The organism is Pseudarthrobacter woesei, assembly GCF_055412745.1.
In genome coordinates, this window is sequence record NZ_JBVAYU010000006.1 from 94,081 (window position 1) to 113,366 (window position 19,286).

General features: G+C 67.5%; 19 protein-coding genes. 14 read left to right on the forward strand and 5 right to left on the reverse strand.

The window, feature by feature from the left end; all coding sequences use genetic code 11:
- Nucleotides 1-95 precede the first annotated feature (95 nt).
- Nucleotides 96-995, forward strand: coding sequence for a serine hydrolase (locus ACZYZE_RS10550; protein WP_463907569.1), 900 nt, complete (start codon nucleotides 96-98; stop codon nucleotides 993-995).
- Between the two features lie 97 nt (nucleotides 996-1,092).
- Here ACZYZE_RS10550 and ACZYZE_RS18905 read toward each other — a convergent pair whose 3' ends face one another.
- Nucleotides 1,093-1,260, reverse strand: coding sequence for a DUF8730 family Cys-rich protein (locus tag ACZYZE_RS18905; protein WP_498049664.1), 168 nt, complete (start codon nucleotides 1,258-1,260; stop codon nucleotides 1,093-1,095).
- 180 nt (nucleotides 1,261-1,440) lie between these two features.
- Here ACZYZE_RS18905 and ACZYZE_RS10555 point away from each other — a divergent pair, with 180 nt between their 5' ends.
- From ACZYZE_RS10555 to bcp, 4 genes are all read left to right on the forward strand, one after another.
- On the forward strand, nucleotides 1,441-2,277 hold the full coding sequence (locus ACZYZE_RS10555; RefSeq protein WP_463907570.1) for an alpha/beta fold hydrolase: 837 nt from the start codon (nucleotides 1,441-1,443) through the stop codon (nucleotides 2,275-2,277).
- 239 nt (nucleotides 2,278-2,516) lie between these two features.
- Nucleotides 2,517-2,678 carry a hypothetical protein gene (locus tag ACZYZE_RS10560; protein ID WP_459318986.1) on the forward strand — a complete coding sequence of 54 codons (162 nt, stop codon included), beginning with the start codon at nucleotides 2,517-2,519 and terminating at the stop codon, nucleotides 2,676-2,678.
- Nucleotides 2,679-2,769: 91 nt separating this feature from the next.
- Entirely contained in the window at nucleotides 2,770-3,561 is a 792-nt protein-coding gene (locus ACZYZE_RS10565) for a hydroxypyruvate isomerase family protein (protein WP_463907571.1), read from the forward strand.
- Nucleotides 3,562-3,731: 170 nt separating this feature from the next.
- Entirely contained in the window at nucleotides 3,732-4,211 is a 480-nt protein-coding gene (bcp, locus tag ACZYZE_RS10570; protein WP_459318984.1) for a thioredoxin-dependent thiol peroxidase, read from the forward strand.
- A gap of 35 nt (nucleotides 4,212-4,246) precedes the next feature.
- Here bcp and ACZYZE_RS10575 read toward each other — a convergent pair whose 3' ends face one another.
- Nucleotides 4,247-5,095, reverse strand: coding sequence for a class I SAM-dependent methyltransferase (locus tag ACZYZE_RS10575; protein WP_459318983.1), 849 nt, complete (start codon nucleotides 5,093-5,095; stop codon nucleotides 4,247-4,249).
- Nucleotides 5,096-5,191: 96 nt separating this feature from the next.
- Between ACZYZE_RS10575 and ACZYZE_RS10580 the strand changes: the two genes are divergently transcribed.
- From ACZYZE_RS10580 to purM, 3 genes are all read left to right on the forward strand, one after another.
- A complete protein-coding gene (locus tag ACZYZE_RS10580) occupies nucleotides 5,192-5,524 on the forward strand; it encodes a hypothetical protein (protein ID WP_459318982.1) in 333 nt (110 codons plus the stop codon).
- Between the two features lie 78 nt (nucleotides 5,525-5,602).
- Nucleotides 5,603-7,321: an amidophosphoribosyltransferase gene (gene purF / locus ACZYZE_RS10585; protein WP_463907572.1), complete on the forward strand. Its 1,719-nt coding sequence runs from the start codon at nucleotides 5,603-5,605 to the stop codon at nucleotides 7,319-7,321.
- On the forward strand, nucleotides 7,318-8,481 hold the full coding sequence (purM, locus tag ACZYZE_RS10590; RefSeq protein WP_459318980.1) for a phosphoribosylformylglycinamidine cyclo-ligase: 1,164 nt from the start codon (nucleotides 7,318-7,320) through the stop codon (nucleotides 8,479-8,481). The genes purF and purM overlap by 4 nt, the downstream gene beginning before the upstream one ends.
- On the opposite strand, the gene ACZYZE_RS10595 is transcribed toward purM, so the two are convergent.
- Together ACZYZE_RS10595 and ACZYZE_RS10600 are read right to left on the reverse strand one after the other, a co-directional pair.
- Nucleotides 8,465-8,785, reverse strand: a complete 321-nt coding sequence (locus tag ACZYZE_RS10595; RefSeq protein ID WP_463907573.1) for a VOC family protein — start codon at nucleotides 8,783-8,785, stop codon at nucleotides 8,465-8,467. The two genes, purM and ACZYZE_RS10595, sit on opposite strands and share 17 nt — an antisense overlap.
- Nucleotides 8,786-9,005: 220 nt before the next feature.
- Nucleotides 9,006-9,239: a DUF3073 domain-containing protein gene (locus ACZYZE_RS10600; protein WP_459319027.1), complete on the reverse strand. Its 234-nt coding sequence runs from the start codon at nucleotides 9,237-9,239 to the stop codon at nucleotides 9,006-9,008.
- A 290-nt stretch (nucleotides 9,240-9,529) separates the two neighbouring features.
- Between ACZYZE_RS10600 and ACZYZE_RS10605 the strand changes: the two genes are divergently transcribed.
- Entirely contained in the window at nucleotides 9,530-10,402 is an 873-nt protein-coding gene (locus ACZYZE_RS10605; RefSeq protein WP_463907574.1) for a septum formation family protein, read from the forward strand.
- A gap of 6 nt (nucleotides 10,403-10,408) precedes the next feature.
- On the opposite strand, the gene clpB is transcribed toward ACZYZE_RS10605, so the two are convergent.
- A complete protein-coding gene (clpB, locus tag ACZYZE_RS10610) occupies nucleotides 10,409-13,078 on the reverse strand; it encodes an ATP-dependent chaperone ClpB (protein WP_463907575.1) in 2,670 nt (889 codons plus the stop codon).
- Nucleotides 13,079-13,631: 553 nt separating this feature from the next.
- Here clpB and ACZYZE_RS10615 point away from each other — a divergent pair.
- From ACZYZE_RS10615 to ACZYZE_RS10635, 5 genes are all read left to right on the forward strand, one after another.
- On the forward strand, nucleotides 13,632-14,687 hold the full coding sequence (locus ACZYZE_RS10615; protein ID WP_463907576.1) for a LacI family DNA-binding transcriptional regulator: 1,056 nt from the start codon (nucleotides 13,632-13,634) through the stop codon (nucleotides 14,685-14,687).
- Between the two features lie 130 nt (nucleotides 14,688-14,817).
- A complete protein-coding gene (locus tag ACZYZE_RS10620) occupies nucleotides 14,818-16,137 on the forward strand; it encodes an MFS transporter (RefSeq protein WP_463907577.1) in 1,320 nt (439 codons plus the stop codon).
- A 65-nt stretch (nucleotides 16,138-16,202) separates the two neighbouring features.
- The gene (locus ACZYZE_RS10625) at nucleotides 16,203-16,967 is read left to right on the forward strand and encodes an SDR family oxidoreductase (protein WP_463907578.1); all 765 of its coding nucleotides are present in this window, start codon (nucleotides 16,203-16,205) and stop codon (nucleotides 16,965-16,967) included.
- Between the two features lie 56 nt (nucleotides 16,968-17,023).
- Nucleotides 17,024-17,956: a 3,5-dioxohexanoate:acetyl-CoA acetone transferase gene (gene kce, locus ACZYZE_RS10630; RefSeq protein WP_463907579.1), complete on the forward strand. Its 933-nt coding sequence runs from the start codon at nucleotides 17,024-17,026 to the stop codon at nucleotides 17,954-17,956.
- Between the two features lie 4 nt (nucleotides 17,957-17,960).
- Entirely contained in the window at nucleotides 17,961-18,950 is a 990-nt protein-coding gene (locus tag ACZYZE_RS10635) for a glycerate kinase (RefSeq protein ID WP_463907580.1), read from the forward strand.
- Nucleotides 18,951-19,286 lie beyond the last annotated feature (336 nt).

Consider the following 19,286-nt stretch of genomic DNA (forward strand, 5'->3'; position numbering starts at 1 on the left):
CGCCGGGAGTCCCGCGCGGTTCGTGGACTTCGCCGCGCCGGAGGCATAAATTGCAGGAAACCCCGCTCCCCGCTTGATCCGGAAGGCCCTGCACTATGAACTCACCGGGACCGCGGCGTCCGGCCGCCGCCTCGGCCGCCGCCCGCCGGAACATGCTCCTCGTGTGGACAGCCCTGTTCGTCGTCCTGCTGGCCACCGTCAGCCTGGCCGTCGCCCGCACCGGCACCCCGCGGACCGATTTCTACGCCTCGCTGGCCAGCCAGGCGCAGGCGGACCCGGCCGGTCCGGCACCGAAGGCTCCGCGGGCCGCCGTCGATCTTGATGCGGAGATCAAGCGGATCCTCGCCGAAAACGCGGGCTACCGGATCGGCGTCGTACTTGTGGACACCCGCGGCGGGGACCCGAAGTCATACGGCGACGTGTCCGAGTACGCTGCAGCCAGCACCGCCAAGATCATCACCGCCGCCGCCTATTACCATCTGGTGGAAACCGGCGAGAAATCCCTGGATGTGCCGCTGGGCAGCTTCGACGCCGCGTTCCAGGTCAAGGCCATGGTCAACAACAGCAGTGACGATTCCTGGCTGCTGCTGATGCAGGATATCGGCTACCCGAGGCTCATCGAGTATGCCGCGTCCATCGGCATCAGCTATGACCCGGAGGAGAACCTGCTGACGCCGGCCGAGATGACGTCGCTCCTGAAGCAGCTTTCCACCGGAAAACTGCTCACCACTGAACACACGGAGGAACTGCTGGGCTACATGCAGCAGACCAACAATGACCGGCTCATCCCGGCCGCCGTGGGCCCGGACATCACCGTGCAGCACAAGTACGGAGTGGTGGACGGCTACGTCCATGACGCCGCGATCCTGAGTTCCGGCGAGCGCTCCTACGTGCTGGCGATCTATACCTGGGGCGGGCAGGACGGCGAAAGCCAGGCGAGGCTGGACGCCATCCATAAGCTGACGGGCGCGGTCACCGGAGCGCTGTTCGAGTAACGCTGTTCAACTGGCACGTCCCCCTTGAAACTGCCTGCATGTCTGCACCGGGGCCCTGCCTGTCAGCCGGGGAGCCCGGGAGCCCGGGAGCCCGGGGTCAGCGGCCGAAGAGCCTGGCAAAGAAGCCCGTCTTGGTGCTGGCTTCGCCTTCGTGGCCCTTGCACCGGTCCGCACTCTTGACGCCCCGCATGACCTGGTCAACGTGCTGGCCACAGCCGGCCCATGTGGTTTTTGCGCACTTCTTGCATTCAACCTGTCGGCACATCTGGATCTCCTTTGGTAGGTCTATCGCTCCAATATACCCCTAGGGGTATCTGAAATTGAAATCCTGACCGGGAACACCCTGTTCCGCGGGGGCGTTGGTTCCCTACAGTGGTAGCCAGCGCCGGGCACCCGCACGCATTGGCTTCACACCGGACCGAAACGCACCGAGAGGACCGCTGACATGGCTTACATCAAGGTTGGAACAGAGAACAGCACCGACGTCGAGCTCTACTACGAAGACCACGGGGCCGGGCAGCCGGTGGTCCTGATCCACGGCTACCCGCTGGACGGCTCCTCCTGGGAGAAGCAGACCACAGCCCTTCTCGGCGCCGGCTACCGCGTCATCACCTACGACCGCCGCGGCTTCGGCAAGTCCAGCCAGCCCACCGACGGCTACGACTACGACACCTTCGCCGCAGACCTCAACGCCCTACTGACATCCCTGGACCTGACAGACGCGGTGCTGGTGGGCTTCTCGATGGGGACCGGCGAAGTGGGCCGCTACCTCGGCACGTACGGTTCGGCCCGGGTGGCGAAGGCCGTGTTCCTCGGCTCGCTGGAGCCGTACCTGCTGCAGGCGGAGGACAACCCCGGGGGCGTCCCGCAGTCGGTTTTCGACGGCCTGCTGGAGGCTGTGACCGCAGACCGCTACGCCTTCTTCACCGAGTTCTTCAAGAACTTCTACAACAGCGACACCTTCCTGGGCACCCCGCGGCTCAGCGAGGAAGTGATGCGGGCCGGCTGGAACCTCGCGACCTCGGGCGGCCCGACGGCGTCCGTGGCCGCGCAGCCCACCTGGCTGACCGACTTCCGCGCCGACATCCCCAAGATCGACGTCCCCGCGCTGATCGTCCACGGCACGGCGGACAACATCCTCCCGATCGACGCCACAGGCCGCCGCTTCGCCAAGGCCCTGCCCAGTGCCGAGTACGTGGAGATCGACGGCGCCCCGCACGGCATGTTGTGGACGCACGCCGCCGAGGTCAACGAGGTGCTGCTGGGGTTCCTCGGCACGTAGGCCCCGGCCCGGCTCCGCCTGGCCAGCAAGCCGCCGGGGAGACTGCGGGTGCAGAACGGGGGCACTTCGACACGAATCGCCGGGCCGGCGTCGTCCATTCGACGCCGGCCCGTGGCAATGTGCCCCCGGACCGCAGTCCGACGTGGGCCGCCTACTCGCCCTCCGTAGCAATCCGGGTACACCACCTTCCGACACTGCGGACTCCTTGTGCGTTCGGCGATGCTTGCTAACCTGAGGCTGTGAAGTACGAGTCCTTGTGGATCGGAATGCTCCTTGGCGCGGCCCTCGGCCTCGTCATCGGAGTTGCCAGCGCCGATAAGCCGTTCACGGGTCTGTTGATCGGCCTGGGCGTCGGTGCGCTGGTGGGGCTGGCTGCCCGGAAGGACCCTACGAAGCGGTAGGGATGCCGTTCGCCGGCACCGTCGATGTTCCCGAAGAATGCGGCGGCTCCCCGCTGGATGCAGTTCCCGCCCACTCCGGAAGGAACCCACTGTGACGTATTCAGTCAACTGCTCCATCCTGCTGACCGAACTGCCCCTCCTCGAGCGGCCGGCTGCGGCGAAGGCGGCGGGATTCGACGCGATCGAGTTCTGGTGGCCATTCGGGTCGTCCGTCCCCGCCGACGCGGAAACCACCGCCTTCGAGCGCGCCATCACCGACGCCGGCGTGCAGCTGACGGGGCTTAACTTCAACGCCGGGAACATGCCCGGCGGCGACCGCGGCCTGGCCTCCTGGCCCGCCCGCTCCACGGAGTTCCTGGACAACGTCGACGCCGCCGCCGGGATCGGCGAACGCCTCGGCTGCCGGGCCTTCAACGCCCTGTACGGCAACCGGATCGACGGCGAATCCTCGGGCAGGCAGGACGAGCTCGCCGTGCAGAACCTCGCGGCCGCCGCGGCCGGCGTCGGGCGGTTCGGCGGGACCGTCCTGCTGGAGCCGGTCAGCGGCGCCCCGAAATACCCGCTCCGCACCGCCGAGGACGCCCTCACGGTGATCGCGCGGGTCAGGGAACAAGCCGGCGCGGAGAACCTAAGGCTCCTCGCCGATTTCTATCACCTGTCGGTGAACGGCGACGACGTCGCGGCAGTGATCGAGCGCCATGCCCGGGACTTCGGCCACATCCAGATCGGCGACGACCCCGGCCGCGGCGCCCCGGGCACCGGAACCCTCCCGCTCCGCGCCTGGATCGCCCGCAGCCGCGAACTCGGCTACACGGGCTATATCTCGCTCGAATACCGGGAACCCGCGGCCACGGCGTTCAGCTGGCTCGCCGACGTCCCTTAGCCGGGACACTTCGACACGAAACGCCGGCCGCCGTCGTACCTTTCGACGCCGGCGGCCCCAAAGCCGCCCCGGCCCGTACCCTGGGCTCCCGGAAGACGCTCCGGAATACGGCACCAGCCACCGGTGTTGTGTACAAAAACCCCCAACATCCATCTCCAGAAGGACACTCGATGAGCACCAATGTCACCGTCAAGCTCCAGCCCGGAACTCCCGCACCGGAATTCACGCTGCCGGACGCAGAGGGGAAGCAGATCTCGCTGGCCGCCTACCGCGGCAAGAACGTCATTGTGTATTTCTACCCGGAGGCCGCCACCCCGGGCTGCACCACCGAAGCCTGCGATTTCCGCGACAGCCTGGCCGCCCTGCAGGGATCCGGCTATGAGGTGCTCGGCATCTCCCCCGATGCCCCGGAAGCCCTGGCCCAATTCACCGGCGACTTCGCCCTGACGTTCCCGCTGCTCGCCGATGAGGACCACGCGGTGGCGCTGGCCTACGGCGCGTGGGGCGAGAAACTGGTCCGGGGCGAGATCGCCGAAGGCATCGTCCGCTCCACCGTGGTGCTCGACGCCGGGGGCAAGGTGACGCTGGCCCAGTACCAGGTCAAGGCCCAGGGGCACGTCGCGGCGCTGAAGGACGCGCTCGGCATCTAGCCGCGTCCGGCCGGGCCGGCATGTTCGCCCGGCCGCTACGCCCGAGTCCCTGCCACGATGGTCGCCGTCGAGCGGAGCCGGATGGCGCCGTCGTACTCATAGCGGGACAACATCTGGAAGACGTCGCTGCGGATCAGCTCCCGGGACGCCTTATCCGCGTTGGCGAGGCCCAGCACGACGGGAGCGGCTACGTCGGTCATAAATTCCCAGTAGACCTCCGGGGACGCGTGCACCATGTCGGTGCTGATTTTCCGTTCGGTCACGTCGCGGAGGCCGGCATCCTCGAAGACCCGCGTCATGTATCCCTGGGCAGCGCAGCGGAACAGCCCCGGCGCTCCGGCAGGGGGCACCGGAAGTTCGGTGTGCCGGGCGATCGTGCCCAGGATCAGGCCGGCCCACGGGTTTTCCGCTGCCCGGCTCCAGACGGCGGCGCTGATCCGTGCGCCCGGTCCGGCCGTACGTGCCATCTCGCGCAGGGCGCCGGACAGGCTCGGGAAGAACATAAAGCCGAAGCGGCAGAGGACCGCATCGAAGCTGCCGTCCTCGAACGGCAGGGCGGCGACATCGCAGACGGCGGTGCGCACGTTGTCCAGCCCCCTGGCCGCGGCCTTCTCTCCCGCTACCCGGAGCATACCCTCCGACAGGTCGGTCAGGGTCACGCTGCCGTCCGGAACGAGGGAGGCCGCGGTCAGGCCCGGCTCACCGGTGCCGGAGGCGACGTCAATCACTCTGGAATTCGGGCGGAGCCGGACCTCTTCGATGAGGGCGTCACCGAAGGGTGCATGCCAGCCAAGCACTTCCGCGTCCCATTTCCGCCAGCCGGCGGAGAACTCATCCCAGATGCCGCGTTGTTGGTTCCGGATCTGCTCGGCTGAGGCTGACATGGCGCTTCCTTGGCTCATCCTTGCCCTCCCCCACCCTTAGTGTGGCCCCAGGGCCCCGGCCGGAGCAATGCCTGCCGTGGCAGTAGGCTTAACGGCATGTCTACCCCCGAAGTCCCCGGCACCGCAGGCGAGCAGCACGTCCCCGAACGGCGCGAGGTGACCGTCCGCCGTGCGCCGAAATACGTGCCGTTCCTGATCCTGGGCTCCCTTGCGGGCGTCGCTGCCGCGGCCTTCCTGGCCTACGGCCTCCCGGGCGATGAAAGCTGGGATCGCAACGCCGTCTTCGGCTTCTTCCTGATCCTGTGTGCCGCCGGCGGCGCTGTCCTTGGCGCCGTCGCCGCCCTCATCCTCGACCGCCTGAGCGTCCGCCGCGCCGAGCACGCCGTCGTCGAGTCCGTGCCCGAATCCGAGGACCACACCGGGCCGTGAGACGGCGTACAGCACCGGGCTCAGGTCATAAACCGGCCGCCGGGAAAGACCCGGCGCACGACGTGAGATAATCAACCAGTGGCACGCGGCGATGGAAAACTTTCTCATGATCTTCTCCCTGGCGAAAAAGGCCCTCAGGACGCTTGCGGCGTCTTCGGGGTCTGGGCTCCCGGTGAAGAGGTTGCAAAACTCACCTATTACGGGCTGTATGCACTGCAGCACCGCGGTCAGGAGTCGGCTGGCATAGCAACCAGCGACGGCAAGCGGATCAACGTCTATAAGGACATGGGCCTTGTTTCCCAGGTCTTCGACGAGACCACGCTGAACACCCTGACCGGGCACCTGGCCGTCGGCCACTGCCGCTATTCCACGACCGGCGCCAGCCACTGGGCCAACGCCCAGCCCACCCTGGGCGCAACCGCCACGGGCACCGTGGCCCTGGCCCACAACGGGAACCTGACCAACACCGCCGAGCTCAACGCCATGATCATGGACCGCAACGGCGGCCACGTCAGCGGCGAAATGAAGCAGGGCAACACCTCGGACACCGCCCTGGTCACCGCTCTGCTGGAGGGCGAAGAGGGCAAGTCCCTCGAACAGACCGCCATGGAACTGCTGCCCAAGATCAAGGGCGGCTTCTGCTTTGTCTTTATGGATGAAGGCACCCTGTACGCGGCCCGCGACACCTATGGCATCCGCCCGCTGTGCCTGGGCCGGCTGGAACGCGGCTGGGTTGTCGCCTCCGAACAGTCCGCCCTCGCCACCGTCGGCGCGAGCTTCATCCGAGAGATCGAGCCCGGCGAGTTCATCGCGATCGACGAGGACGGCGTCCGCTCGCAGCGCTTCGCGGAGGCGACGCCGGCCGGCTGTGTGTTCGAGTACGTCTACCTCGCCCGCCCGGACGCCTCCATTGCGGGCCGCTCGGTGTACGAATCCCGGGTAGAAATGGGCCGCCAGCTGGCCCGCGAAAACACCCAGGAAGCGGACATCGTCATCCCCGTTCCGGAGTCCGGCACCCCCGCGGCGGTGGGCTACGCCGAGGAATCCGGCATCCCCTTCGCGCACGGCTTCGTCAAGAACTCCTACGTTGGCCGCACGTTCATCCAGCCCTCGCAGACCCTGCGCCAGCTCGGCATCCGGCTCAAGCTCAACGCCCTGGAATCCGTCATCCGCGGCAAGCGCGTGGTGGTGGTGGACGACTCGATCGTCCGCGGCAACACCCAGCGCGCGATCGTCCGGATGCTCCGGGAAGCGGGCGCAGCAAGCGTCCACATCAAGATCTCCTCCCCGCCGGTGAAGTGGCCGTGCTTCTACGGCATCGACTTCGCCTCCCGCGCCGAGCTGATCGCCAACGGCGCCACCGTCGAGGAAATCACCCAGGCCATCGGCGCCGACTCCCTGGCCTACATCTCCGAAGACGGCATGATCGGCGCCACCCAGCAGCCGCGTGAACGCCTCTGCACCGCGTGCTTTACCGGCAAGTACCCCATCGCGCTCCCGGGCTCGGACAAGCTGGGCAAGAACCTGCTGGAACGCACCGACCTCGGCGGCCTTCCCGCGGCCGGAGACGCCGCCCTCGGCGCCGCAGCGCCGGAAACCGCCGCCGAAGCCGCCGCCGGTATCACGACCGACGAGGATCCGGCCGGGAAAGCCGGCGCCACCGGCTGCGATCCGGGCCCGGACGCCGAGTTCGAGGAACTGCTCACCGACGCCGACCGCGTCACCACCGCCGACCGTGCCGTCGCACCACACCGTGACGCCGACAGGCTTGCCGCCGACAAGAAAGAGCCCGTATGACTTCCGCCTCCCCGGCCGCCGACATGAACGCCGCCCAGAACGCCGCCGGCATCACTTACGCCTCCGCCGGCGTCGACGTCGAAGCGGGTGACCGCGCCGTCGAACTTATGAAGGGTGCCGTTAAGGCGACCCACAACTCCTCGGTGATCGGCGGGGTGGGCGGTTTCGCCGGCCTTTACGACGTCTCACGACTGCTCACCTTCAAGCGCCCGCTGCTGGCCACCTCCACCGACGGCGTCGGCACCAAAGTGGCCATTGCGCAGGCCATGGACATCCACGACACCATCGGCTTCGACCTTGTCGGGATGGTGGTCGATGACATCGTGGTGGTGGGCGCCGAGCCGCTGTTCATGACCGACTACATCGCCTGCGGCAAGGTTGTCCCGGAGCGCATCGCGGACATCGTCCGCGGCATCGCCGCCGCCTGCTCCGTCGCCGGCACCGCCCTGGTGGGCGGCGAAACCGCCGAGCATCCGGGCCTGCTGGGTGAGCATGAGTACGACGTCGCCGGTGCCGCCACCGGCGTTGTCGAGGCCGCCGATCTGCTCGGCCCGGACCGCGTCCGCGCCGGCGACGTTGTGATCGGGATGGCCTCCTCCGGCCTGCACTCCAACGGCTACTCGCTGGTCCGCCGCGTCATCAACCACGCCGGCTGGGCTCTGGACCGCCAGGTTTCCGAGCTCGGCCGCACCCTGGGCGAGGAACTCCTGGAGCCGACCCGCGTCTACGCCGCGGACTGCCTGGACCTGGCCCGCACCTTCCCGGTGAACTCGGCCCACGGTGTGCACGGCTTCAGCCACGTCACCGGCGGCGGTCTGGCCGCCAACCTGGCCCGTGTCCTGCCGCAGGGGCTGCTGGCCACCGTGGACCGCGCCACGTGGGAACTGCCGGCCATCTTCAAGCTGGTCTCCGAGCTGGGCAACGTCCCGCTGGCGGACCTCGAACGCACCCTGAACCTGGGCGTGGGCATGGTCGCGATCGTCTCGGCCGACGTCGCCGACGCCGCGGTGAACCGCCTCAACGACCGCGGCCTGCCGGCCTGGATCATGGGAACCGTCGAAGAAAATTCGGACTCCATCATCAAGACCGGCCCGGACTACGTGCAGGGCGCCAAGGGCGTCGACGGCGGCGCCGTCCGGCTGGTCAACGCCTACGCCTGACCCGCCTGCCCGGCATCGCGTGCTCCCGGAGCGCGGCGATTCCGGCCACTTCCGTGCCGTCCACCAGGCCGTGGTGTATGTGCCGCCGCCGGGCGGCTTCCTGCCGGGGATTTTGCGGGGCGTCCACGGCTACCAGGCCGTCGCCTACGAATGCGTTCGCGTTGCTGCGCCCGTCGGGAATGGGCAGATCCTCGTACCGCCAGCCGAAGACCGCCGCGTAGAAGGCCTTCGTCGCCTCCACGTCCCTGGTCTGGAGGTCCGTCCAGCAGAGATCGCCTCCGGCAAACCCCGTGCGCGTGGTCATGACGGTCCTTCTGGAACAATCGTGGTGCGGGGCCGGGTGGAACCGGCAGCTTCAACCTAGCCTGGGGGCCTTGCAGGGACAACTGCGCGGCACGTGGCCGGCGGAAAGATCCGGGCAGCAGAAAACCCGCCGTCCACACCCGAGCTGGGAGTGGCCGGCGGGCCTGAATCGTGTGGTCGGCAATCCGCTAACGGAAGGGCATGCCGGAAAGAAGTGTCGACTAACCTATCCGACGGGAATCTACCTCGTCGTCGTCCTCTTCCACATCGTCCGCGTACTTATCCACATAGGCCGAATAATCCGGCTCAACAGGCTCACTCGGGAATCGACTCGGTGCATGACCCTCAGTGCTCTTGAGCTCACGCTGAAGAGCAGAGTAGTCAGTGTTCGGGGAGTAGTACTTAATATCCCGAGCCTGCTTGGTAGCTTTTGCCTTTTGACGGCCGCGCCCCATGGCGTGACCCCCTTTTGTACTCGGACCGGAGGTGGTCACCATTGGCGTTAGTGAGGCCCCGGAATGTTTGGTCAATTTGTCGTACACCTAGATTACATGCTTTCAGCGGTAACTGCTCCCCGGGCCGGCCGCCGCGGACGGCGTTGCGCGCGCCCCGACTCCGGACGGTCCCCCGTCGGCATGCAGGCCGCCGGGCATCTTAGATAGAGTTCCGTAGTGGGCTCCCGGAAACCGGCCCCACCGCCGGGCGTCCAGCCGCGGCAAAGACGCACGGAAGTGGTGAATTCTCAGTGACCGAAGAGAACGCAAGGCACGGCGACGCCGGGCTGCCTGAAGTTCCCCGTGCCGGTGAATCCGGCCAGCGGTCCACCCCCGCGGCACCGCCCGGGGTACCTCCCCGGCCCTCGATGCCGCCGACGTCCGCGACGCCGGTGGTGCCGCCTGCCGTGCCGCCGTCGGCTCCCCTGCCCTCCGAGCCCCCGTTCGCTCCCATTGCCCCTGCCCCTGTCCGCCGGTCCGTGCCGCCGGTCAGCAGGGAGAGCGTCCGCAGGCGTGGACGGGGCGCCCGCGGTGCCGGAACCGCCGTCGCCGGCGCGGGCAAGCTGGTCTCGGAGCGGGCATCCCAGCTTGGCGGCTGGGTTCAACGCCAGGGTCTCGCGAAAGTAGGCGCCGCTGTGGCCGCTCTCGCGGTGCTGGGGCTGATCATCTGGTGGCTGGCCTCCCTTGGCGCCGGAACGAAGCAGCCCGCCGCGGCCAATTCCCCCGCCGCCGCCGGAACCTCGTCCTCCGCTCCGGCGAGCCGTGGCCCGCTCCCGCTGGAAGGCATCGGCGCCCTGGACTTCCAGCTCGGCGACTGCTTCAAGGACTTCGACCCGGACGCCCCGACGTCCACCGTCGTGGACTGCTCGGTAGGCCACTCGGCCCAGCTCATCGCAATCGAGCACTACCAGGCCTCGGATTCGTATCCCGGCCTGACGGCTCTGAAGGACAAGGGCCGCGAGACCTGCCGTGGGGCGCAACTGACGGCGGCCGCCACCAGCTACGAGCTAATGCAGCGCACCGCCTACCCGAGCTCCACCAGCTGGGACAAGGGCGACCGGCGCGTGGACTGCTACGTCACCGCTTCCACCGGAAACGTCATCATGGAGTCGCTGCGCCCCTAACGGGCTTTACTCCTTGCGGCGGACCGAGAGCCCGCTGCCGGTGGCCGCGCCGCCGTCGGGCCGGTCTGACGCCTGCGCACCGCCCATGGTGAGTTCCTGCAGGTCCGGGGCGGTATCCACCAGCACCGAGTCCCCGTCGGCGATCTCGCCGGACAGGATGGCCCTGGCCAGCCGGTCGCCGATCTCCCGCTGCACCAGCCGGCGCAGCGGCCGGGCGCCGTAGGCCGGGTCGAAACCGGTCACCGCGAGCCAGGCGCGGGCGCCCTCGGTGACTTCGAGGTTGAGCCTGCGGCCCTTCAGCCGCTCGCCCAGTTCCTTGACCTGCAGTTCCACGATCCGGGACAGTTCCTCGACGTTGAGCGGATCGAACAGCACCACTTCATCGAGCCGGTTCAGGAACTCCGGCTTGAAGGAGGCATGGACGGCGGCCATGACGGCTTCGCGCTTGGTATTGGCAGCCAGGGTCTGGTCCACCAGGAACTGGCTGCCCAGGTTGGACGTCAGGACCAGGATCACGTTGCGGAAGTCCACGGTGCGGCCCTGGCCATCGGTGAGACGGCCGTCGTCGAGCACCTGCAGGAGGATGTCGAATACCTCCGGGTGGGCCTTCTCGACCTCGTCCAGCAGCACCACGGAGTACGGACGACGGCGGACGGCCTCGGTCAGCTGGCCACCTTCCCCGTATCCCACGTAGCCGGGAGGGGCGCCCACCAGGCGGGCGACGGAGTGCTTCTCCGAGTACTCGGACATGTCGATCCGCACCATGGCGCGTTCGTCGTCGAACAGGAAGTCCGCGAGGGCCTTCGCGAGCTCGGTCTTGCCGACGCCTGTGGGGCCCAGGAACAGAAAGGAGCCGGTGGGGCGGTTGGGATCGCTGATCCCCGCGCGGGCCCGGCGCACGGCGTCGGAGACCGCGGTGACAGCCGTGGACTGGCCGATCAGGCGCTCCCCCAGCACATGCTCCATCTCCAGCAGCTTCTGGCTTTCGCCTTGCAGCATACGCCCGGCGGGGATGCCGGTCCAGGCCGAAATCACCTCGGCGATATCGTCCGCGGTGACCTCGTCGGCCACCATAAGATCCTGCTTCGCGCCGCCGCCGGCCACCCGGGCGGATTCTTCCTCGGCGGCCGCGTTCAGTTCCCGTTCGAGGGCGGGGAGTTCGCCGTAGAGGATGCGGGAGGCGGCCTCGAGGTCACCTTCGCGCTGGTACTTCTCGGCGGCGGAGCGCAGCTCATCGATCCGGGCCTTGAGATCGCCCACGTGGTTCAGGCCCGCCTTCTCGGCTTCCCAGCGGGCGTTGAGGGCGGCCAGCTCTTCCTTCTTGTCCGCCATGTCCGCGCGGAGGGCGGCGAGCCGTTCCACGGATGCTGCGTCTTTTTCATTGGCCAGGGCAAGCTCCTCCATGGTCAGGCGGTCCACGGCGCGGCGCAGCTGGTCGATTTCCTCCGGGGCGGAGTCGATCTCCATGCGCAGCCGGGACGCGGCCTCGTCCACGAGGTCGATCGCTTTGTCCGGCAGCTGCCGGCCGGAGATGTAGCGGTTGGACAGCGTGGCGGCCGCGACGAGGGCGGAGTCGGCGATGGCCACCTTGTGATGGGCCTCGTAGCGTTCCTTGAGTCCGCGCAGGATGCCGATGGTGTCATCCACGCTCGGCTCGCCGACAAAGACCTGCTGGAAGCGGCGTTCCAGGGCGGGGTCCTTCTCGATGTTTTCGCGGTACTCGTCCAGCGTGGTGGCGCCGATCAGGCGGAGTTCGCCGCGGGCCAGCATGGGCTTGAGCATGTTGCCGGCGTCCATGGAGCTGTCCCCCGAAGCGCCCGCGCCCACCACCGTGTGGATCTCGTCGATGAAGGTGACAATCTGCCCTTCCGAACCCTTGATTTCCTCCAGGACGGCCTTGAGCCGTTCCTCGAATTCGCCGCGGTACTTGGCGCCGGCCACCATGGACGCGAGGTCCAGGGCGATCAGGGTCTTGCCGCGCAGGCTTTCGGGCACGTCGCCGGCCACGATCCGCTGGGCGAGTCCTTCGACGACGGCGGTCTTGCCGACGCCGGGCTCGCCGATGATGACGGGATTGTTCTTGGTGCGGCGGCTCAGGACCTGGATGATCCGGCGGATCTCGGCGTCGCGTCCGATCACCGGATCCAGTTTTCCGGAGCGGGCAACCGCGGTGAGGTCGGTGCCGAACTTCTCCAGCGCCTGAAAGGTATTCTCGGGGTCCGCGCTATCCACCTTGCGGTCCCCGCGGACGCCCGGCAGCGCGGCGAGAAGGGCCTCGTGGGAGGCACCGGCATCGCGCATCAGCTTGCCAACGTTGTCGCTCCCGGCGGACAGGCCCAGCAGCAGGTGCTCGGTGGAGACGAAGCTGTCGCCGAGCCGCTCAGCCTCATTCTGGGCGTTCTTGATCGACTGCATCGCGTTCCGGGACAGCTGCGCCTGCTGCACGGAGCCGCCCGACGTCGAGGGTAGGGCCTTGATGGCGGTGCTCGCCTGGACGCTGACCGCATCCGGATCGGTGCCGGTGGCGCGGAGAAGCGCGACGGCGACACCTTCCCGCTGGTCCATCAGCGCCTTGAGCAGATGGGCAGGTTCGAGTTGCGGGTTCCCTGCCGTCGAGGCGTTCATGGCTGCTGCCGAAAGAGCCTCCTGGCTCTTGGTGGTGAATTTGGCGTCCAAAGAGAGCTCCTTTCGAGCTGATGTTGATATCAAAGTTGAGTCTACTCCGCTCAACTTTGCGTTGTGGTCCTTCGGCTCCATGTTTGCCCACAGCGAAACGACTGTCTAGGGGCGGACGGCCCCGGGCGCCAGGCGCACCCAGGGGACATGCCCCCTGCACGCCCGGGCCAATGGACATAGTCCCAATATGTCCCCTCTCCGGACCCAGGAGTGGACATGTCCCTACAGATTGGACCGGAAGAATGAGCATGTCCCCCCTGCGGACCGGTGCCGGGCCCTGGAACGGGCATGCCCTCCCACGCCCGGGCCGCAGGAATGGACATGCCCTCTGCACACCCGGGCCAATGGACATAGTCCCAATATGTCCCCTCTCCGGACCCAGGAGTGGACATGTCCCTTCAGATTGGACCGGAAGAATGAGCATGCCCCCCTGCGGACCAGTGCCGGGCTGGGCCGGGGTGGTTCGGATTCACTTAACGTTGCTTAACACTTGTACTACTCCTAATGTAACTGAGGTCACAGGGGCCGGTAATGATGCAAAGGAGAGCAGGACATGAGCGAGTACGCTAAAAGCGCCGCCGGCCGCCCGGCCCCGCCAGTGTCTGCCGCCGCGGTGGCCCGGACCGCGGGGGTTTCCTCCGCGGCAGTGTCCTACGTCCTTAACGGCAAGGGTGGCGTCTCACCGGAAACCCGCCGTCACATCATCCATGTGGCGAACGAGCTGGGATTCAGGCCCCGCAATTCCTCACACACGACCGACATCCAGCGGACGCGCGTGATCGGCCTCATCCTGCCGAACATCATCAACCCGATGTTTCCGCGCTGGGCCCAGGGCATCATTTCGGCCGCCGCCGAGTCCGGCTATGAAGTATTCGTCGCCACGACCCAGGACGATCCGGAAGTGCTCGCCCAGGTCACCGCGACGCTCGCCCACCGCAACGTGGACGGCATCATCCTGGCGGCGTCGCTCAGGGATGATGCTACGGCCCTCCGCACCCTCAGGGCGGCCCGGATACCCTATGTCTGCCTCTCGCGCCGTGCCGACTTCCTGGACTCCGACTTTGTCGGAATCGACGACGACGCCGCGGCGACGGCGTTGATGCAGCACATGCTGAGCCACGGCTTCACAGAGATCGCCACCGTGATCGGCCCGCGCTTCTCCACCGCGTCGCTGGCCCGTGAACAGGCTTTTGTCCGTACCGCGGCCGCAGCCGGCGTCGCTATCAGCGGTGACCGCAAGATCAGCACGAGAGTCAACAACGAAGGCGGGCGGCTTGCTGCCGAGCGCCTGTTCTCCGCGGGCACACCGCCGCAGGCCGTGGTGTGCGGGAGCGACGAACTGGCTATCGGCGTGATGGAGTACGCCTTGGCCCGCGGACTTCGCATTCCGGAAGACGTCGCCGTCGCCGGCTGCGACGGCCTTCCGCACAGCCGCTCCGGGCTCATCAATCTGACCAGCATTGTCCAGCCGCAGCAGGAAATGGCACACGAGGCCTTCACCATGCTGCTCAAACGCATCGAAGCCCCCTCCCGCACGTACACCTCGAAAGTGTGCCTGCACCGCCTGCATATCGGCCGGACCTGCGGCTGCACACCGGCCGCCAGCTAGCCCTCACCCCGCGCATTCCGCCGCCGGCCAGCCGACCTGGTTTCCGCGGGGCTGCACCGCCTTCCCCCTGCCCATCCATCCTGACCGCTCCAGCCACGAACACTGGCCCCCAATTCAAGGACGAAGACCCATGTCAGTTGTATCCGCACCAACGAAGATGCGTACACCGCAGGAAATAAACGGCGTGATCATCCGCAAGGTTATGCCGCTGCTGATCGGCGCCTACATCATGGCGTTCCTGGACCGCACGAATATCGGCATGGCCAAGGACCGCCTGGAGATCGACCTCGGCCTCTCCGCCACGGCCTTCGGAATCGGCGCCGGCCTGTTCTTCCTGACCTACGCCCTCTCCGAGATCCCGTCCAACCTGATCATGCACAAGGTGGGCGCACGCTTCTGGATCATGCGGATCATGATCACCTGGGGCATCATCTCCGCAGGCATGGCCTTCGTCCAGGGCGAGTGGTCCTTCTACATCATGCGGATGCTGCTCGGCGTGGCCGAGGCCGGCCTGTTCCCCGGCGTTATGTACTTCCTGACGCAGTGGTTCGTGGTGAAGGACCGTGCGAAGGCCAACGGCATGTTCCTGCTCGGCGTCTCCATCGCCAACATCGTCGGCGCCCCTCTGGGCGGACTCCTGCTCACGATGGACGGCTTCGCCGGGCTCCACGGCTGGCAGTGGATGTTCATCGTCGAAGGCCTGCCCGCCTGCCTCCTGGCCTATGTTGTGTGGAAGAAGCTCCCGGACCGACCCACCCAGGCCACGTTCCTCAGCCGGGAGGAAGCCACGGATCTCGAAGCCCGCATCGCTGCCGAAGAGAAGGCGGGCGCGGAAGCCTCCGGCAACCACCGCCTCCGCGATGTCCTCAAGGACCGGCAGATCCTCCTGGTGGTCGGCATCTACTTCACCCACCAGATCGCCGTCTACGCCCTGTCCTACTTCCTGCCCTCCATCATCGGCACCTACGGCAAGCTCACCCCGCTGCAGATCGGCCTGCTCACCGCCATTCCGTGGATCTTCTCCGCCGCCGGCGCACTGCTGGTCCCCCGTTTCGCCACCGACGGCCGGCGCTCCCGGCTGCTGGTCACCGGCACGATGATCGGCATCATCGCCGGCTTCGCGCTCGGCGCCATCGGCGGCCCCGTGCTTGGCATGATCGGATTCTGCCTCGCGGCCTTCAACTTCTTCGCCCTGCAGCCGATCCTCTTCACCTACCCCGCCACCCGCCTCACCGGCGCCGCCCTCGCCGGCGGCATCGCCTTTGTCAACACCATCGGCCTCTGCGGCGGCTTCCTCGGCCCGTACGTCATGGGCCTCATGCAGGACGTCACGGGCTCCAAGCTCTCCGGACTCTGGTTCATCGTCGGTATGTGCATCATCGGCGCCCTGCTCTCGCTGCTGCTCAAGCGGGGCGCCGAAAAGCCCCTGGCCGCCCCGGCCGCGCACTGACCCATCGCACTGACCCGTCGCGCTGACGCACGGTCCCGCCAGCCACACCAATGCAAGGAATACTCATGGATTTCAGCTCACAACGAGTCCTGGTCACCGCCGGGGCCAACGGCATCGGCCTGGCCATCGCCAACAAGTTCCACGAACTCGGCGCCACCGTCTTCGTCACCGACATCGATCTCGACGCCGTCGGGAAGGCCCGCGTCAACGGCCTCTCCGCGGCCGTCAGCGACGTCTCCGACGAAGACCAGGTCCGCGAGCTCATGGCGACGGTCAACGAGGAACTGGGCGGCCTCGACATCCTCATCAACAACGCGGGCATCGCCGGCCCCACCGGTCCGCTGGAAACTCTGGACAGCGCGGCGTGGAAGGCGACCTTCGACGTCAACATCCATGGCCAGTTCTTCTGCATCAAGCATGCCCTGCCGATGCTGAGGCAGAGCCGGAACGCCTCGATCGTGAACCTCTCCTCAGCCGCCGGGCGGCTGGGCATGGCCGGCCGGAGCGCCTATTCGGCGTCGAAGTGGGCCGTCATCGGGCTGACCAAGACCCTCGCGATCGAACTGGGACCGGACAGGATCCGGGTCAACGCCATCTGCCCCGGCGCCGTCAACGGCCCGCGCATCGACGCGGTCATCGCTGCCAAGGCCCGCATGCTCGAACTGCCGGAGGATGAGGTGTCCGCGCTGTATCTCGGCCAGTCCTCGCTGGGACGCCTGATCGAGGCCGAGGACATCGCCAATATGGCTGCCTTCGCTGCCAGCGACCTGGCCCGCAATGTCAACGGCCAGGCACTCGCCGTCGACGGGAACACCGAAAAACTCTACTGAACCGGTCCGCCCGGACTCCACCCGGAAAATTTCGCCCACCCAAAGGAGGCCTTCCCATGGCTGCTGCACGCAAAGTGATCATCACGAGCGCCGTCACCGGCGCCATCCACACCCCGTCCATGTCCAAATACCTGCCGGTCTCCCCGGATGAGATCGCCGACGCCGCCATCGGTGCCGCCGAGGCGGGCGCCGCAATCGTGCACATGCACGCCCGCGATCCCCGCGACGGCCGGCCGTCGCAGGACCCGGAGCACTTCGCCCCGATCCTGGACAAACTCAAGCGCAACACCGACGCCGTCATCAACATCACCACCGGCGGCTCGCCCCATATGACGGTCGAGGAGCGCATGCAGCCGGCGGCCTTGTTCAAGCCCGAACTGGCGTCCCTCAACATGGGTTCGATGAACTTCGGGCTGTACCCGATGCTGTACCGATTCACCGAGTTCGGCCACGACTGGGAGCGGGAAGGACTCGAAAAGAGCCGCGACCTTGTCTTCAAGAACACCTTCCAGGACATCGAGACCATCCTGGGCATCGGCAACGAAAACGGCACCCGCTTCGAGTTCGAGTGCTACGACATTTCGCACCTGAACAACCTGGCCCACTTCCACGCCCGCGGCCTGGCCAGGGGCCCGTTATTCGTCCAGTCGGTCTTCGGCCTGCTCGGCGGGATCGGCGCGCACCCCGAGGACCTCATGCACATGCGCCGCACCGCGGACCGGCTCCTCGGCGACGCCTACCAGTGGTCCATCCTGGGCGCCGGGAAGAACCAGATGCCGCTGGCCACGATCGGCGCAGCCATGGGCTCCCACGTCCGGGTGGGGCTGGAGGACTCGCTCTGGATCGGCCCCGGACAGCTGGCAACGTCCAACGCCCAGCAGGTCACCCGGATCCGCGCCATCCTCGAAGCCCTTAACTTCGAGATCGCCACCCCGGACGAGGCCCGGCAAATGCTGCAGCTCAAGGGCCGCGACAAGGTTGGTTTCTGAGCGAATGAGCATCCTGGTTGCCCCGGACAGCTTCAAGGGGACGTTTACCGCCGTCGAGGTTTCCGGACATATTGCGGCCGGGATCCGCGCCGCCGGCGGCGAGGCCATCGAGCTGCCCGTGGCCGACGGCGGCGAGGGGACCTTTGACGTGCTGGTCCGGGGGCTGGGCGCCCGGCAACATCTGGTCGGCACCGAAGGTCCGTGGGGTGACGCCATTGACGCGGCGATCGGCCTGACCGCGGACGGCACCGCCGTCGTCGAGCTCGCCTTCGCCAGCGGGCTCAACCTACCCTCAAGCCGGGAGCGGAACCCGCTGACCGCCGGCACCTACGGAACAGGCGTGCTGATGGCCGAAGCCGCCCGGTTGGGGGCCAACCGGATCCTGGTGGCGGCCGGCGGTTCCGCCACGAGCGACGGCGGCTCCGGCGCTAGCGCGGCGATTGAGGACCGCGGCGGGCTCCACGGCGCGGAGGTGGTGATTCTCAGCGATGTCACCACGCGCTTCTCCGACGCCGCACGGGTCTTCGGGCCGCAGAAGGGCGCGGATGCGGACACCGTCGCGGTGCTGGCCCGGCGGCTCGAACTGCAGGCAGAGGGCTTTGCCCGCGACTTCGGCCGCGATCCGCGCCCGGTGGACCGCACCGGTGCGGCCGGCGGCTTCTCCGGAGGAATGTGGGCGCGCTACGGGGCCACTCTGGTCTCCGGCGCGGATTTCGTCCTGGACCTGCTCGACTTCGATGCCCGGCTGTCGGCCTGCAGCGCCGTCGTCGTGGGCGAGGGCCGGCTGGACTCCCAGACGGGTCAGGGCAAAATCATCGCGGCCATCCTGGCCCGATGCACGGCGGTACCCGTCTACGCCGTCGTCGGTTCCATCGACCCCGATCTGGGTGACTATGCCGACCACTTTGCCGGCATCTTCGTCGCCGGCGACGCGGCGGCGATGGCTGCCGCCGGCGCGGACCTCGCGTGCACCACGGGACATGCCCTCCGCTGACCGGAAACGCTGGACATAGTCCCAATATGTCCACTGTCGGGGCCCAGGAATGGGCATGTCCCTACGGATGGGGCCACAGGAATGGGCACGTCCCCCCGGGGCATCCGAGGGCTAGCCCTGGGCCAGCCTGCACACCCGCGGGACATGCCCCCCGTAGGCCCGGGCCGCTGGACATAGTCCCAATATGTCCACCGTCGGGGCCCAGGAATGGGCATGTCCCTATGGATTGGACCACAGGAATGGGCATGTCCCTACGGATGGGACCACAGGAATGGGCATGTCCCTACGGATGGGACCACAGGAATGGGCATGTCCCTACGGATGGGACCACAGGAA

Coding starts and splice junctions, on each gene's coding strand:
- ACZYZE_RS10550 (WP_463907569.1), top strand. CDS start 96: ATGAACTCACCGGGACCGCGGCGTCCGGCCGCCGCCTCGGCCGCCGCC.
- ACZYZE_RS18905 (WP_498049664.1), bottom strand. CDS start 1,260: ATGTGCCGACAGGTTGAATGCAAGAAGTGCGCAAAAACCACATGGGCC.
- ACZYZE_RS10555 (WP_463907570.1), top strand. CDS start 1,441: ATGGCTTACATCAAGGTTGGAACAGAGAACAGCACCGACGTCGAGCTC.
- bcp (WP_459318984.1), top strand. CDS start 3,732: ATGAGCACCAATGTCACCGTCAAGCTCCAGCCCGGAACTCCCGCACCG.
- ACZYZE_RS10575 (WP_459318983.1), bottom strand. CDS start 5,095: ATGTCAGCCTCAGCCGAGCAGATCCGGAACCAACAACGCGGCATCTGG.
- ACZYZE_RS10580 (WP_459318982.1), top strand. CDS start 5,192: ATGTCTACCCCCGAAGTCCCCGGCACCGCAGGCGAGCAGCACGTCCCC.
- purM (WP_459318980.1), top strand. CDS start 7,318: ATGACTTCCGCCTCCCCGGCCGCCGACATGAACGCCGCCCAGAACGCC.
- ACZYZE_RS10595 (WP_463907573.1), bottom strand. CDS start 8,785: ATGACCACGCGCACGGGGTTTGCCGGAGGCGATCTCTGCTGGACGGAC.
- ACZYZE_RS10600 (WP_459319027.1), bottom strand. CDS start 9,239: ATGGGGCGCGGCCGTCAAAAGGCAAAAGCTACCAAGCAGGCTCGGGAT.
- ACZYZE_RS10615 (WP_463907576.1), top strand. CDS start 13,632: ATGAGCGAGTACGCTAAAAGCGCCGCCGGCCGCCCGGCCCCGCCAGTG.
- ACZYZE_RS10620 (WP_463907577.1), top strand. CDS start 14,818: ATGTCAGTTGTATCCGCACCAACGAAGATGCGTACACCGCAGGAAATA.
- ACZYZE_RS10625 (WP_463907578.1), top strand. CDS start 16,203: ATGGATTTCAGCTCACAACGAGTCCTGGTCACCGCCGGGGCCAACGGC.
- kce (WP_463907579.1), top strand. CDS start 17,024: ATGGCTGCTGCACGCAAAGTGATCATCACGAGCGCCGTCACCGGCGCC.
- ACZYZE_RS10635 (WP_463907580.1), top strand. CDS start 17,961: ATGAGCATCCTGGTTGCCCCGGACAGCTTCAAGGGGACGTTTACCGCC.